The organism is Peribacillus frigoritolerans, from assembly GCF_030676415.1.
Lineage (GTDB): Bacteria > Bacillota > Bacilli > Bacillales > DSM-1321 > Peribacillus > Peribacillus frigoritolerans_A.
In genome coordinates this window covers 137,029-151,932 of record NZ_JAUUTW010000001.1, presented here as the reverse complement: position 1 = coordinate 151,932, position 14,904 = coordinate 137,029, and the positions used below count along the sequence as shown (strand labels likewise).

Annotated in this window: 17 protein-coding genes; 3 read left to right on the top strand and 14 right to left on the bottom strand. The window is 43.2% G+C overall.

Translation table 11 applies throughout. The features are described from left to right. Positions 1–211: 211 nt before the first annotated feature. The 8 genes from hisIE to Q8G36_RS00630 all read right to left on the bottom strand — a co-directional run bounded on the left by hisIE (position 212) and on the right by Q8G36_RS00630 (position 6,786). Positions 212–868 (bottom strand): bifunctional phosphoribosyl-AMP cyclohydrolase/phosphoribosyl-ATP diphosphatase HisIE, encoded by a 657-nt coding sequence (gene hisIE, locus Q8G36_RS00665; protein ID WP_305158515.1) that lies wholly within the window; start codon positions 866–868, stop codon positions 212–214. Beyond that, complete coding sequence (gene hisF / locus Q8G36_RS00660) at positions 865–1,623, bottom strand: imidazole glycerol phosphate synthase subunit HisF (protein ID WP_305158514.1); 759 nt, start codon at positions 1,621–1,623, stop codon at positions 865–867. The genes hisIE and hisF overlap by 4 nt, the downstream gene beginning before the upstream one ends. After that, the gene (gene hisA / locus Q8G36_RS00655) at positions 1,624–2,358 is read right to left on the bottom strand and encodes a 1-(5-phosphoribosyl)-5-[(5-phosphoribosylamino)methylideneamino]imidazole-4-carboxamide isomerase (protein WP_305158513.1); all 735 of its coding nucleotides are present in this window, start codon (positions 2,356–2,358) and stop codon (positions 1,624–1,626) included. Then, positions 2,355–2,987, bottom strand: a complete 633-nt coding sequence (gene hisH / locus Q8G36_RS00650; protein ID WP_305158512.1) for an imidazole glycerol phosphate synthase subunit HisH — start codon at positions 2,985–2,987, stop codon at positions 2,355–2,357. Before hisH ends, hisA begins: the two co-directional genes overlap by 4 nt. Further along, positions 2,988–3,575, bottom strand: a complete 588-nt coding sequence (gene hisB / locus Q8G36_RS00645) for an imidazoleglycerol-phosphate dehydratase HisB (RefSeq protein ID WP_305158511.1) — start codon at positions 3,573–3,575, stop codon at positions 2,988–2,990. Between the two features lie 91 nt (positions 3,576–3,666). After that, entirely contained in the window at positions 3,667–4,953 is a 1,287-nt protein-coding gene (gene hisD, locus Q8G36_RS00640; RefSeq protein ID WP_305158510.1) for a histidinol dehydrogenase, read from the bottom strand. Positions 4,954–4,979: 26 nt separating this feature from the next. Further along, positions 4,980–5,609: an ATP phosphoribosyltransferase gene (hisG, locus tag Q8G36_RS00635; RefSeq protein ID WP_034311625.1), complete on the bottom strand. Its 630-nt coding sequence runs from the start codon at positions 5,607–5,609 to the stop codon at positions 4,980–4,982. After that, positions 5,602–6,786, bottom strand: coding sequence for an ATP phosphoribosyltransferase regulatory subunit (locus tag Q8G36_RS00630; RefSeq protein ID WP_305158509.1), 1,185 nt, complete (start codon positions 6,784–6,786; stop codon positions 5,602–5,604). Before Q8G36_RS00630 ends, hisG begins: the two co-directional genes overlap by 8 nt. A gap of 492 nt (positions 6,787–7,278) precedes the next feature. Here Q8G36_RS00630 and Q8G36_RS00625 point away from each other — a divergent pair, with 492 nt between their 5' ends. The 3 genes from Q8G36_RS00625 (at position 7,279) to Q8G36_RS00615 (ending at position 9,190) form a co-directional block, all read left to right on the top strand. Continuing rightward, positions 7,279–8,334 (top strand): processed acidic surface protein, encoded by a 1,056-nt coding sequence (locus tag Q8G36_RS00625; protein WP_305158508.1) that lies wholly within the window; start codon positions 7,279–7,281, stop codon positions 8,332–8,334. Then, the gene (locus Q8G36_RS00620; protein WP_305158713.1) at positions 8,330–8,968 is read left to right on the top strand and encodes a class D sortase; all 639 of its coding nucleotides are present in this window, start codon (positions 8,330–8,332) and stop codon (positions 8,966–8,968) included. Before Q8G36_RS00625 ends, Q8G36_RS00620 begins: the two co-directional genes overlap by 5 nt. 78 nt (positions 8,969–9,046) lie before the next feature. Then, a complete protein-coding gene (locus Q8G36_RS00615; protein WP_305158507.1) occupies positions 9,047–9,190 on the top strand; it encodes a hypothetical protein in 144 nt (47 codons plus the stop codon). A 36-nt stretch (positions 9,191–9,226) separates the two neighbouring features. On the opposite strand, the gene Q8G36_RS00610 is transcribed toward Q8G36_RS00615, so the two are convergent. From Q8G36_RS00610 to Q8G36_RS00585, 6 genes are all read right to left on the bottom strand, one after another. After that, complete coding sequence (locus tag Q8G36_RS00610; protein ID WP_305158506.1) at positions 9,227–9,745, bottom strand: acyltransferase; 519 nt, start codon at positions 9,743–9,745, stop codon at positions 9,227–9,229. Next, positions 9,742–10,410 (bottom strand): pyrophosphatase PpaX, encoded by a 669-nt coding sequence (gene ppaX / locus Q8G36_RS00605; RefSeq protein WP_305158505.1) that lies wholly within the window; start codon positions 10,408–10,410, stop codon positions 9,742–9,744. The genes Q8G36_RS00610 and ppaX overlap by 4 nt, the downstream gene beginning before the upstream one ends. Next, positions 10,400–11,344, bottom strand: a complete 945-nt coding sequence (locus Q8G36_RS00600) for a nucleoside recognition domain-containing protein (protein ID WP_305158504.1) — start codon at positions 11,342–11,344, stop codon at positions 10,400–10,402. The genes ppaX and Q8G36_RS00600 overlap by 11 nt, the downstream gene beginning before the upstream one ends. 27 nt (positions 11,345–11,371) lie before the next feature. Then, positions 11,372–12,184 carry a prolipoprotein diacylglyceryl transferase gene (gene lgt, locus Q8G36_RS00595; RefSeq protein WP_305158503.1) on the bottom strand — a complete coding sequence of 271 codons (813 nt, stop codon included), beginning with the start codon at positions 12,182–12,184 and terminating at the stop codon, positions 11,372–11,374. 26 nt (positions 12,185–12,210) lie between these two features. Continuing rightward, positions 12,211–13,146, bottom strand: coding sequence for an HPr(Ser) kinase/phosphatase (gene hprK, locus Q8G36_RS00590; RefSeq protein WP_034309933.1), 936 nt, complete (start codon positions 13,144–13,146; stop codon positions 12,211–12,213). Positions 13,147–13,605: 459 nt separating this feature from the next. Then, positions 13,606–14,706 (bottom strand): DUF4097 family beta strand repeat-containing protein, encoded by a 1,101-nt coding sequence (locus Q8G36_RS00585; protein ID WP_305158502.1) that lies wholly within the window; start codon positions 14,704–14,706, stop codon positions 13,606–13,608. Positions 14,707–14,904 lie beyond the last annotated feature (198 nt).

Sequence of the window (14,904 nt, the reverse complement as noted above, 5' to 3'; positions counted from 1 at the left end):
AATCCTCCATCTTCAAGTTGATTAACCATAGTATTATAACATATTGGTGTAAATTTGCCGAATAATTCAAGAAAATGGAAATTGGGAATCACGATGCTTTCTTTAAGAGAAAATTGAAGTATATTCCTAGGCAAATGGGGAGTCAAGATTGCTGCTTATAATCGTAAATACACACAAAAAAGCCCTCCTATTGACGGAGGGCAATCATCATTCATTCGGTTTCTTTCGGTTCGTCCCTATCGGCATGTCTATCCTTCAATACATCAAGCACTGCTTGGAAAGGCAACTCCTGCTCCTGAAGAAGAACGAATAAGTGATAGAGGAGATCGGCACTTTCCATCGAAAGTTCCTCTGCATCCCGGTTCTTAGCTGCAATGATCACTTCTGCCGCTTCTTCACCGACTTTTTTCAGGATCTTATCAACGCCCTTATCGAATAGGTAGGTAGTATATGAACCTTCAGGCATTTCCGATTTTCTTTTTTCAATCAATTTTTCCAATTCCGTCAAGAAAGTCACATTCGCCTTCACGGCTTGTCCGGCTTCACTGTTTTGGTAAATCGTTTCGCTAAAACAGCTTGTTGCCCCTGTATGGCAAGCTGGACCTGCAGGAACAACCCGAACGACCAATGCATCTTGATCGCAGTCATACTTCATTTCGATGATTTTCTGGGTATTACCGCTGGTTGCTCCTTTATGCCATAATTCATTGCGCGAACGGCTGAAGAAAACCGTTTCACCTTTTTCAATCGACAATTGCAGTGATTCTTGGTTCATATAAGCAAGTGTCAGCACTTCGCCGGTTCCTGCATCTTGAATAATTGCCGGAATCAGACCTTTTTCGTCGTATTTAATAGTTTCAAGATTCATCGTACAACCACTCCTTGTTCTTTGAGAAACGCCTTGACTTCTTTGACGGATGTTTCTTTATAATGAAAAATCGATGCGGCTAATGCTGCGTCGGCTTTACCTTCTTGGAAAGCTTCCTGGAAATGCCCAGCGTTACCAGCCCCGCCTGAGGCGATGACCGGCACTGAAACGGCTTCGGATACCGCTTTTGTCAAAGCGATATTAAACCCTTGTTTCTCGCCGTCACAATCCATGCTTGTCAATAAAATTTCACCTGCACCGCGGATTACGGCTTCCTTCGCCCACTCGATCACTTCCCATTCAGTCGATTTCCGACCGCCGTGGGTATATACGCGCCATGACCCAAGCTCTTCATCATATCGGGCGTCTATGGCGACCACGATACATTGGGAACCAAAGTAATCAGCACCTTCATTAATTAAATCAGGGCGCAAAATGGCTGCTGTATTTAAAGATACCTTATCGGCACCAGCTCGTAAGATCTTCTTCATATCCGCCAATGAATTAATGCCTCCGCCCACCGTGAACGGGATTGCCAAGCTGCCCGCTACCGATTGAACAACGTCGACGATCGTTTCCCTGCCTTCATGTGATGCGGAAATATCCAGGAAGACAAGCTCATCGGCACCTTCTTGGTCGTAAAAGGTTGCAAGTTCGACCGGATCTCCAGCATCTCTAAGGGAAACAAATTGTATGCCTTTGACTACGCGTCCATCCTTTACATCGAGACATGGAATAATTCGTTTAGTGAGCATTTAACCACGCACCTTTTCTAGTGCTTCTTCTACAGTAAAGCGATTGATATAAAGTGCCTTGCCAATGATTGCCCCTGCAATGCCTTGGGCTTCATACTCTTTGAGGGTGATAAGGTCTTCGAGTGAACTAATGCCTCCCGAAGCAATCACGTTTTTACCAGTTGCCTCCGCCATAGCCAATATACCTTTCACATTCGGACCTGAAAGCATGCCATCCGTCGCGATATCAGTCACGATAAAGGTCTCTGCCCCAGCATCGGCCAGTAATTTGCCAAGATCTATCGCAAGGGTTCCAGAAGTTTGAAGCCAACCATGAGTGGCAACCCTGCCATCCTTCGCATCGATCCCGATTGCGATATGGCTTCCATATTTCCTAATCATATCTTTAGTGAAATCAGGGTCTGAAACGGCCGTGCTGCCTAGAATGACACGTCCCACTCCATTATCCAGATAATGGGCTATATCCCGTTCCGTACGGATGCCGCCGCCGATTTGAATGCGGGCCCCTAACTCACTTGCAGCTTTAATTACGTATGAATCATTGATGCGTACTCCCTCTTTAGCTCCGTCAAGGTCAACCATATGTATCCAATCGGCTCCTTGGTCCGCAAAGCTTTTAGCCATATCGAAGGGGGAATCGCCATAAACGGTTTCCTGATCGTAATCTCCCTGGATTAAGCGGACGCATTTGCCTCCGCGCATATCAATCGCCGGGTAAATAGTAAAGTTGCTCATGCTTCTTCCTTCCCTTCTACTAATGACAGATAATTTCTCAAGAGTGACATGCCCATCTTCCCGCTTTTTTCCGGATGGAACTGCATGCCGAATACATTCCCTTTACCGACGATCGCCGGCACTTCCACATCATACGTCGCCGAAGCGGTAACGAATGATTCATCCGTATCGACGTAGTAAGAATGGACGAAATAAACATGTTCCTCTTCAAGCCCCTCATTCACTGGTGACGCGTGTTTAAATTCAAGACGATTCCAGCCCATGTGCGGCACTTTATAAACCTGGTCATTTGCATCCACTCCCTTAAATCGAACGACTTTTCCTGGGATGAGAGATAATCCTTTTGCCGGTCCATTTTCCTCACTTTCATCAAAGAGAAGCTGCATACCAAGGCAGATGCCTAATAGATGACCTCCATCGGCTACATATTCCCTCAGGAATTCATCCAGCTTTTGTTTTTCCAAGAGACTCATGGCATCCCTGAAAGAGCCAACGCCGGGAAGTATGATCCCTTTCGACTTTGAAAGTTCTTTTGGGTCATCGGAAATGAATGAATCGGCACCAAGGCGCTCAAGCCCTTTACTTACAGAAAATAAATTCCCCATGCCATAATCGACAATCCCGATCATTTACAACATTCCTTTCGTCGAAGGGATGCCTTTGACACGTGGATCGATGGTCGTAGCTTCATCCAATGCACGTCCAAGCGCTTTGAATATTGCTTCGATCATATGATGTGTGTTGTGACCGTAATGAACGACTACATGCAGGTTCATCCTGGCTTCAAGAGCTAATTTCCAAAGAAACTCGTGCACAAGTTCAGTATCGAAAGTTCCGACCTTTTGTGAAGGAAATTCAGCCCGGAACTCCAGATGCGGACGATTGCTTAAATCGATGACAACCTGGGCGAGTGCTTCATCCATCGGTACGAAAGCATTTCCGTAACGCTTTATCCCTCGCTTGTCTCCAAGGGCCTCCAATAACGTCTGACCCAAGCAAATGCCAATATCTTCAGTTGTATGGTGATCATCCACTTCTGTATCCCCGTTGGCATCTACTGTCAAATCAAACTTCCCGTGTTTCGTGAATAAATCCAGCATATGCGTCATAAACGGAACACCGGTCTTAATGGAGGAATTACCTTCCCCATCGACACCAAACTTCAACCTTATTTCCGTTTCATTCGTCTTTCGCTCCACACTAGCAAAACGTTCCATTACAACTCCTCCTCAACGGGGTAAGACCCCTTTTCCCAAGATGTAAAAGCATGTCAAAAGTCTTTATATCAGATTTCACTTATTTAATAATTCAGGACTTTTTCCCGGATTCATTCACCCCACGTGATTCAATGGCACGGGCGTGAGCCTCAAGTCCTTCCATTCTGGCAAATGCTGCGATTTTTTCTGCATTTTTGCGGAAGGCCGTTTCACTATACATGATGATGCTCGATTTCTTTTGGAAATCATCCACATTCAGCGGGCTGGAAAAACGGGCGGTTCCATTAGTAGGCAACACATGATTGGGACCTGCAAAGTAATCCCCGACGGGCTCCGAACTAAAACGGCCAATAAAAATTGCCCCGGCATGCCGGATTTTAGCCATGATTTCAAGTGCATCTTTGGCCACAATTTCCAGATGCTCCGGTGCAAGTTCATTAATCGCCTCAACAGCTTCTCCCATATTCCCGCATACAACGATTCTTCCGTAATCCCTTATGGATGCTGCAGCAATATCATGGCGTGGAAGTAAGGCCACCTGCTTGGTCACTTCTGCTGCCACTTCTTCTGCAAGAGACGTTGAAGTCGTCACCAAAACACTGCAAGCACGGGCATCATGCTCCGCCTGTGATAGCAAGTCTGCCGCAACTTCTGAAGCGATGGCTGATTCGTCCGCCAATATCGCTATTTCACTTGGACCTGCTATCATATCAATGGCAACATCTCCGAATACTTCACGCTTCGCTAACGCCACATATATATTTCCCGGACCCACTATTTTATCCACTTTCTTAATTGTTTCCGTCCCGTAAGCGAGAGCAGCTATGGCCTGAGCCCCGCCAACTTTATAGATTTCCTTAACTCCGGCAATTTTGGCAGCTGCCAAAACCGCTGGCGATAAATTCCCATCCTTCCCTGGAGGAGAAACCATAACGATCCGTTTTACCCCCGCGGCCTTCGCAGGCAACGCATTCATCAATACTGACGATGGATATGCTGCTGTGCCTCCAGGTACATAAACACCTACAGCATCAAGAGGAGTCAATTTTTGTCCTAGCATCGTTCCCGTATCATCAGTCGTAAACCATGAATTTCGAATTTGTTTCTCGTGAAACATTCGGATATTATTCGCAGCTTCTTGAATAATATCAAGCTGCTCAGCAGTTAAGGCCGCTGTCGCTTCTTCCATTTCCTGTTCCGATACAAGTAATTCCCCTGGGCTGACACCATCGAAACGTTCGGTATAGGTATGTAAAGCGGCGTTTCCGCTTTTCCTGACATCATAAATAATATCCTGAACCGCTTTTCTTTGATCGACAGTACCTGCTTCAACCGAGCGTTTCAGTGAAATCCCTTCAGCAAACCGTTCTATTTTCATACCTTCACCTCATTAGCGATTCTTTACTATTCAATAATTTCTGCTAGCCGTTCCACGATTTCGGTAATCCTTGCTTCTTTAATTCGATAGCTGACAGGGTTTGCTACCAGCCTCGAAGTTACATTGGCGATTTTCGCATATTCCACAAGACCGTTTTCCTTCAGTGTCCGCCCCGTTGAAACGATATCGACGATTCGTTCAGCTAAACCAATTAACGGTGCTAACTCAATAGACCCATTCAACTTTATAATCTCGACTTGCTCCCCCTGCTCGCGAAAATAACTGGAAGCTACATTCGGGTATTTACTGGCTATTTTTGGGGCGATGTCACTTATTTTCGTACCAGGCAGTCCAGCTACGGCTAAGTAGCAGGCACTGATTTTCAAATCAAGTAACTCATAGACATCACGTTCTTCTTCTAACATGACATCCTTCCCTGCAATTCCAATGTCAGCGACGCCGTGTTCCACATAGGTTACGACATCCATCGGTTTAGCTAAAATGAACCGCAGATTCTCCTCTTCCACTTCAAGGATCAATTTCCGGGAATCATCAAACTCGGGAGGGAGACGAAAACCGGCCCTTCTTAATAGCTCTGCCGCTTCTTCAAATATTCTCCCTTTCGGCATAGCAATCGTTAAAAAGCTATTATTCATCCTTTCCATTCCCCCCATTCCCTACGAATAAATGAACTTCAGAAAATGTCCGTGTAAAAGCATCGACATTTTGGACGACTGTAATATCTTGAATCGTTACCAATTTCCCTTCGGAGCGTCTTTTCCTTGCAAATTCAATTGCTTCCAATCTCCGTTCGGGACTGAATAAAATACATTCTGGCGCGACAGGCTGAATCGGCTCCCCAAGAGCTTCTGCAAGACGATCGACCCGGATTGCAAAACCTGTGGCCGAAGCATTCCAGCCGAACTTCTCAAGCAGATTATCATACCGGCCGCCATTGCCGATTGGCGAACCCACTTGTCCGGCATACACTTCAAATAAAGTTCCCGTGTAATAACTCATATGACTGACCAATGTTAAGTCGAAGCTTACATATTGTTCAACGCCAAATTCTTTCAGCTGCGCAGACAATTCCTTCAGTTCAGCCAAAGAATCTTGCCCTTTATTATTTTCAACCAATCCTAGCGCCTTTTTCAGGGTTCCTTCACTGCCACGCAATGAGGTAAATTCGATAAGCCGTTGTTTATCAATGGATGAAAGCGGCAGTGATTTAACATGCTCGCGATAACCCACATAATTTTTTTCATACAAAAACTTCCTTAATATAGAGGCTCTTTCCTCCGTACCTAGAATACTCAAGAAAAATTCTTGCAGAAATCCGATATGTCCAATGGAAACCTTAAATTCCTGAAGCCCTGCAGCCTTTAGAGCATCCGCAAGCAGGGCAATCATTTCAGCATCGGCACTTATAGACTTATTTCCGATACATTCAATACCAATCTGTTCGAATTCTGCCGGCCTGCCTCCTTCACGCTGCTGTGCCCGGTATACATTCGCGGAATAGGCCAGGCGAAGAGGAATTTGCTGTTTTAACAGTTTGGATGCTGCGACCCGTGCTATGGGGGCTGTCATCTCGGGACGGAGTACAAGCGTATGCCCCTGGGAATCAAGAAGTTTAAACAACTGTTGATCCAATATTGCCGAAGCCTCGCCAATTGTTTCATAATATTCCAAAGCAGGCGTTTCAATAAATTGATAGCCCCACTTCTTGATTTCATCACTCATTTTATTTCTGGCCGACACTTTCGTTTCATACAGCACCGGCAATGTATCTCTCATGCCTAGCGGTTTTTCAAACATAAATGGCTTTGTCACGACTGCACATCCTTTTGAAATATTGATTACTTTCTATATCCAATCGATCCGCCTATAGGCAAAAACCGATGCACCCATTCCTTATTTTGTTTATCCCTTTATCTTTCCAAGGTTTCACGCTTAAATCCAAATTTCGGATAACATATAAAAATAGTATCAAATAAAATGACATAATCATATAAATACTCGCAATAATCTATTAAATCACTTTAGTTCGCTAATATGGTAGTAGGTTGAAGTTATTAATAGTTTACCCCTGCCCCCACCTTACGTCAAGGAAAATATGCCTAATCCCATTACTTCAAAACCAAGGCGGTCTTGGAATATTCTTCATGATCGGTTTAAGTCCAAACAGAAGGATTTATACCTTTTTCACCGGATAATTCTTCCTATTTTTATCCATTCATTGTTATTAATGTATACCTTTTGGTTTAGCTGTTTTATAATATTCAGGAGTTTGGCAATATTAGAAATTTTTAGGGGGAAATGGGAATGAAGAAATATTTTTCGTTTTTTATGGCACTTATCGTTCTTTTTTCACTGGGTTTAAGCGGAACGAAGGGTTTTGCGGCAACTAAGATCGACCAGGATGAGCTTAATGCATACCTTTCTGAAGTTAGAATGACGCAAGAAGAATTGGAAGAGTATTTATCCTATTACGACTTAACATTGAATGAACTGGAATCGGTAGAAGAGTTGCGTGATACATTAGGACCGACCGTCACTCCTGAGACCTTACAGAATCTACTTAAAGAATATGAAATGACAGAAGCTGAACTTACGGAATTATTAATAGAATACGGTGAACTGGAAGAGGGAGATTCCATCATCGAAACCTTCCATTTCATTTACGACATTGAGGATATCATCGATTTAGAAATGGATTATGATGAGGAAGAGATGGAATATGATGAAGAAATCATCGATTTAATGGATGGCCTATTTACTGAGATCGGCCTTACAGATGAAGAGCTTGACAGATTCATGAACCACCTTTTACCTATCGTCGAAGACCCTTCGTTTGAAGCTCGTTTAATGGCGATCTCCGATAGGATGGATCAACTTGAATATTTTGAAACAATTGATGAATTATCTGTAGAACAAGTGGCTGAATTGCTTTCTATATATAATGAACTTCAAAGCTTGCTGCAAATTCAATTTAAATTCGCCTTAATTCAGGATGGTGTCACGACAAACCTATCCCTTGAGGCTTTATTCCAGCTTAAGGAATTGACGAATGCTAGTTTACTAGTTTCCATTTATGATTTAAACGGCAATTTTTTGCTCGATTTTAAATTGACAGGTGAAATGATCGGATCCGATTTAGTGAAAGAAACCGGTAATGACATTAAACAGTCCACTGAGGTCATTTCTAAAGTGGTTGAGGTAAAAAAAGAAAAGAAGAAACCCGCAAGACCTGAACATAAAACGGAAAAAGGCGGAGTGCTTCCTAAAACGGCTGGTAATTACTTATTCGGTTCTTTAATCGGTTTAGTTTTGATGGGGATCGCTTTCGGATTAATTAGAAAAGCGAGACTCACTAATTAAGATGAGCAAAAATAGGCAATCCAGGCATAAGAAAAAATCGTTACTTATCACTGCTGTTTGCTTTTTAACCTTAGGTATTTATTTTACAACGACAAACGCCTATACGCTGTTAAAAGGGTATGCCCTATATAAATGGAATAAATCTGAAACAACGGAAGCGACGGCTAAGCTCCCCGATCCGAAGACGAAAGCAGATATTCCGGATGGGCTTGAACTATATGAAGTACGACCGGAGACAGGTGATTTGATGGGTGAGCTTTATATTCCAAAAATCGAGGCAACACTCCCCATTTATCACGGAACGGACGAAGATGAACTCGAAAAAGGCGTCGGTCATTATGCGGGGTCCGTCCTCCCCGGTGAAAAGGATAATTCCGTTTTATCCGGTCACCGAGATACAATTTTCAGAGATCTAGGTGAAGTCGGCGAGGGTGACTTGCTGATTGCCAAGACAGAAGCCGGTACGTTTACATATAAAGTGAGGAAGGTTCGTATCGTCGATGCAGATGACCGTACCGTGATCGTTCCCAAGCCTAAAGCCACACTTACAGTAACAACCTGCTATCCTTTTTCATATATTGGTAGTGCACCGGAACGGTACGTATTGGTTGCCGATTTATTGAAATCGGAATAGATAAATGAGATGTGGGGCTGAAGTTGTTCAGCCCCCTCTTCATAAATCTTTAATAGATGATAGGAGGACAAGCTCAAGATGGATAAACAGGCACAGGAAAGGTTTTTTCAAATTTTAAAAGAAACGTATGAAGCGACGGTGAACCAGGAAAATGTATCAATCAACGAAGTGATAGAGCATCTAAAGAATGAACTGACTCCGTTATACCCAAAATGCCATTAAAAAGGACCTGCCGCATATATGGGCAAGTCCCTTTTTTCATAAGGAAGTTTGCTGCTCTCTTTCAAGCATTTCCTCTTTGGTATAAATGATTTTCATTGGATTTCCCCCGACGAAAGCTCCCTCCGGAACATCCTTATGGACAAGCGTCCCTGCAGAGACAATCGCCCCATTACCAATTGAAAGTCCTGGAAGAATGGTCGAATTCGCTCCAATCAATACTTCATCACCAATGACTACATCTCCTAAACGATATTCATGAATCAAATATTCATGAGCAAGGATCGTCGTATTATAGCCAATGACAGTATTCATTCCAACCGATATTTTTTCCGGAAACATCACATCCGGCATGACCATCAAGGCAAACGAAGTATGCTTCCCGACTTTCATATGTAAAAAAGTCCTGTATAGCCAATTCTTCATTCCCAGAAAAGGCGTATAACGGGCTAGCTGTATCACCACAAAATTCTTTACGACTTTCCGGAATGGAACGGTCTTATATACATGCCATAGTGAATTAGCCCCTTCAACTGGATAGCGGGACGTACGTCTCATTTTCTTGCCTCCGTGAGCTTTTCAACCTTAACGATATTCAATAAATCTGCCATCTGCTCAAGCATATAATCAGGGTGATAACTTTCCAGGATTTCACGGCCTTTAATGGACCATGAGACCCCTGCCGTTTTTGTACCTGTATTTTTCCCGCCCATAATATCATGATAACTGTCGCCAATCATGATCGCTTCTTCAGGAACCGAACCGAGTTGATTTAAAGCTTTTACCAAAGGCTCTGGGTCCGGCTTTGCCTTTTCCACCTCATCCAGTGTGACCACCACTTCAAAGAATTGATCCAGTTTGCTTAAACGCAGGCCCTTTTCGACGACATCACGCTTCTTTGTCGTAACGACTGCCAATTTATAACCGCTTTGCTTCAACGTTTGAACGGTTTCGAACACCCCGTCAAATTGTGTGACAAGCAAATCATGGTTCCTCCAATTATGCTCCCGATAGTAAGCGATCATTTCATCCACCCGTTTTGGATCAATGGAAGAGAAAGTATCGGCCAAAGTCGGTCCGATAAATGGAATGATATCTTCCCGATTGAACTTTCCAGGACAAAAGTGGTTTAAAGTTTCTGTAAAAGAGGCGATGATCAATTCATTTGTATTGATCAACGTCCCATCAAGATCAAATAATAATGTAGTTATGTTACTGTTCATATACAGCTTCCTTTCTCTGTACCCTGTCAGCCCGATTCCATATATACGCAACGGCCATCGTTAAAACAATGGCAGTGAGTACCCTAATAAGTAACAACGGCAAGACCGGAATCCCCAGCGGAATAAAAATCAGTGTGTCTTCTACAACAGCATGGCAGGCAACTAAAAAGATGAATGCAATCGTCATATCCTTCTTCGAAACATTATCTTCTTTAGCTGCTTGAATCATTACGCCTGCCCCATATGCCAAACCGAGAGTCAGGCCTGTAACGAAAGGCATGGAAGCATTCGGCTTCATCCCCAGGACCCTCATGAAGGGAGCAAGGGCTTTCGAGAAGGCTTCCAGCCATTTTAAATCTTTCATGATTTGAACCGCCACCATGAGCGGAATAACGATGACCGCCAGCTGACCGATTCCTGAAAGGGCCTGGAGGACCCCATGTAAAAGGATTGCACCAGCTCCGTTAATCTCTGCAGCCTCCCCGATTGCCACTCCTTGGGCCATTTCAGATCCGCCTTGCCAGACAAGATTGATGACGACCGCTGATAAAAGCGCAAGCCCGATCCTTACTGCTAAGATGACCCACAGCTTGACACCGGTTTTCATCGCCACACCTGACTCGATCAATAAATTATGTGAAAAAGATAGCATCATTGCGATAATAAAAACTTCTTTCACAGTCAAATCAAGCGTTAATATGCCAGCGATCGCTGCGTATAAATTCAGGAAATTCCCTAACACAAGCGGAATTGCCGCATCCCCTGGAAGACCGATGAGATTCATCAAAGGCGCTATCAAGTTGATGATGAATGGCAATACAGGCGTATATTGAAGCACAGTGACGATCAGAGTAACCGGGAATATCACTTTTCCCAAAGACCAAGTTGTATTCAAGCCTGAAAGAAGTCCCTTTTTAACCGAATCTACTATCACTTTGCCCTCTCCCTTTACACATATTCCCTATGCATCTAAATATCTTTTGTCTGCATGCCCGCGGACCCTTCTATAGACCACTAAAGCAATGGCTACAGCTACCAACACAATTGAGATCACTTGTGCGATACGCAGTGACTCCGTCAGCATCAAACTATCGGTCCGCAATCCTTCAATGTAATAACGGCCTATGGAATACCATATTACATAGGTTAAAAATAGTTCCCCCCTGCGCAAGTTCACTTTCCGTAAACTTAAGAGAATAATGACACCGACGATATTCCAAATCGATTCATACAAAAAGGTCGGGTGATAATACGTACCGTTTATGTACATTTGATTTATGATGAATTCAGGCAAATGCATATTTTCCAGGAATGACCTTGTTATTTCTCCTCCATGCGCTTCCTGATTCATGAAATTACCCCAACGGCCAATCGCCTGCCCCAACAATAAGCTCGGTGCAGCAATATCCGCCAGCTTCCAAAATGACACTTTCTTGACCTTGGCAAAAACGATCGCAGTCAGCACCGCTCCAATCAACGCACCATGTATGGCAATTCCGCCATTCCATATTTTTATGATATCCCCCGGGTTTTGTGAATAGTACTCCCATTGGAAGATCACATAATAAATACGGGCACTAATGATCGCGATTGGGACAGCAAACAAAATCATATCAGTAAATATTTCCTTATCAAGACCTCTTCGCTCCGATTCCCTTAGAGCGATAATAAGGCCCAATAACACACCGAAACCGATGATTAGTCCATACCAATGTACCTGGATGGGACCTAGATCTATCGCTATTGGATTCAGCGGCTGTATTCCTTGTTCCATTTTGTCCCCTCTTTTCCTATAACCTTTTAAAATTCATCATGTTCCGGATCTGCAATGGCATGGTTCAAGCGATCTGAAAACTGTTCTGCAGCATTTACTCCCATTCGTTTCAGGCGGTAATTCATGGCCGCCACTTCAATGATAACAGCTAAATTTCGCCCTGGACGGACAGGTACGGTAATTTTCGTCACTTCCGTATCGATGATTTTCATTTTTTCTTCATCAAGACCAACCCGGTCATACTGCTTGTTTTTTTCCCATAGTTCCAAATTGATGACGATTGAGATCTTTTTATTGCTCCGGACTGCACCAGCTCCAAAAAGTGTCATTACATTAATGATTCCCAATCCTCTTATTTCAAGAAGATGTTCGATTAAATCCGGGGCATTCCCGACTAGCGTATCTTGGTCTTCCTGCCTGATTTCGACGCAGTCATCGGCTACGAGACGATGACCCCGTTTCACTAATTCCAGGGCTGTCTCACTTTTACCGACTCCGCTTTTCCCGGTGATCAACACCCCTAACCCATAGATATCCACCAATACACCATGAACAGCAGTGGTTGGTGCCAACCTGCTTTCAAGGAAATTGGTCAGACGGCTGTATAACCTTGTTGTCTTCATATTAGATCTCATCACAGGAACGGATTCCCGCTCGGAAGCTTCTATCAACTCTATCGGCACTTCCTGACCACGCGTAATGATGATTCCTGGAGTAAAGTCCCTGCATAACTCTTCCATCCTCTGTATTCGATCAGGTTCATTCAACCGATTAAAAAAGGACATCTCCGTCATACCTAAAAGCTGTACTCGATCCGCGGGATAATAATCAAAAAAACCGGCTATTTCAAGTCCGGGACGAGATAAATCACTCGTGACTATTGGTCGGTTAATTCCTTCTTCCCCACTGATAAGTTCTAGACCGAACGCTTCTACTATATCCTTTGTACGGACTTTTGCCATATATCTTTCCTCCTTTTGGAGCGATGCTATTTTTTGAGATACTTTTTCTATTTTAGCATTTTTCTGTTAATAACCAAACAAAGCATTATCGATTTATTGTTTTTTTATTCACTCCACCCGGATGATGGCAGTGGGAAAGTCCCTTAAATAGGAAAGAGATGAGAGGAACATACATGGTCCTTAGACCAAAATAAAAGAAAGCCCGCCAGTTTATATTGGCGGGCTTTCAGACTGTAGACAAACTCGATGAAAATCAAGTTTGTCTACAGTTTTTAAGGTTTTACACAATATAACCTTGATTTCCACTCCAGGCACTCGCTTTCCGCGGGCGGTCCGGGAGCCTCCTCGGCGCCTTTTCGCCTGCGGGTCTCCCCTGACACGCTTTTCCTGCAGGACTCTCGTACCTTACGTTCCAATCAACTTTGTTTTAAAATTTAGATAGAATCCCTTTCTGTTTCTTTAGGAAACCGTTATCGCTGCAGTCTTGGTTTCTGCAAAAACATGAAGCACAGGAACCTCTTCTTTAACTGTCTTAAACTTAAGGACCTTCTGAACCACATCACTTTTCTCTTCGATGATGGTCATCCCTTCCAAAGTTACATTAAAGCTTCCTAAATTTGATTTCAACTCTCCTTCGATCGCCTTACCTGGTGGCAGTGTCAGCTGGACTTTTCCAGTGACTGACTTAGCATGGATCGAATCGCAATCCATCCCTGAATTCGTACAGATGATTTCCCCATTGAAGGTTTGGACTTCCAATTTCTTGAAATATCCATCGGCATTAATCGCTCCATTCAGGGTCTCGGCTTCCAAGTCATTAAAGTTGGTAGCTGAAATGGTGATCATCCCGTTACCTGTTTCAAGCTCACACGAATCACCTGTACCCTGCATAATATGAATGGCACCATTCGCTGTTTTTGCTTTAAGGTTCTCAGATTTCAGTGATTCAGTCGTGATTGCGCCATTGAACATCCTTACATGAATGTCCTCATATTCCTTCCTTGGAATGTACATGATCGTATCAACCTTTATGGATTTTTCACGAACCTTGAACTTCAATTTTCCATGTTCAATCGTGAATTCGACTTCTTCCAAAAAGTTTTTCCTGGCTTCTTCTATATCTTCCACACGGTATACCTTAGCTTGGCATTCAACCCGGACATCGTTATGGTCCCATGCGGCGATTTTTATTTTCCCATTTGCTATATCTACATCAACTTCATTCAGGAAATCATGATCATGCTGGAAAATATGACTGACCTCCACAGATTTCCCGAAATTGAAATCAAGGTCCGTTTCTTTGATTTTCTTAAAAGCACTTTCAACGAAATCAATAATCTTTTCTTTCGATGACTGGATATTCTTCTTAAACGTATCCTGAGTGCTTCCTTCGCTTTTCTTATCCACGACTACCGTCGATAATTCATTTTGCAATTTCTGCTCTTTAGCTTCACTTTCCTGACTGGCTTTATCTAATTCTTCCAATAGGCCCATGGCTTCTTCCGCTGATAACTTTCCATCCTGAATCATTTCTAAAATTTTCTTTCTTTCCTCCTGCATGAACATTCCTCGCTTTCTTCTATCATTTTATTCATACATACGCCTAGATATCTAAAAAGTTTCATAAATACCGTTTTTCCCATCATTCGACAAAGGGAAATGACAATTTCCGAAAAGGAAGATGTATGATTTCCCCGGAAATATCTTGTTTTCCTTTTCTTTAATCAAATGATTGATTAAATGCATACCGTCATTTTT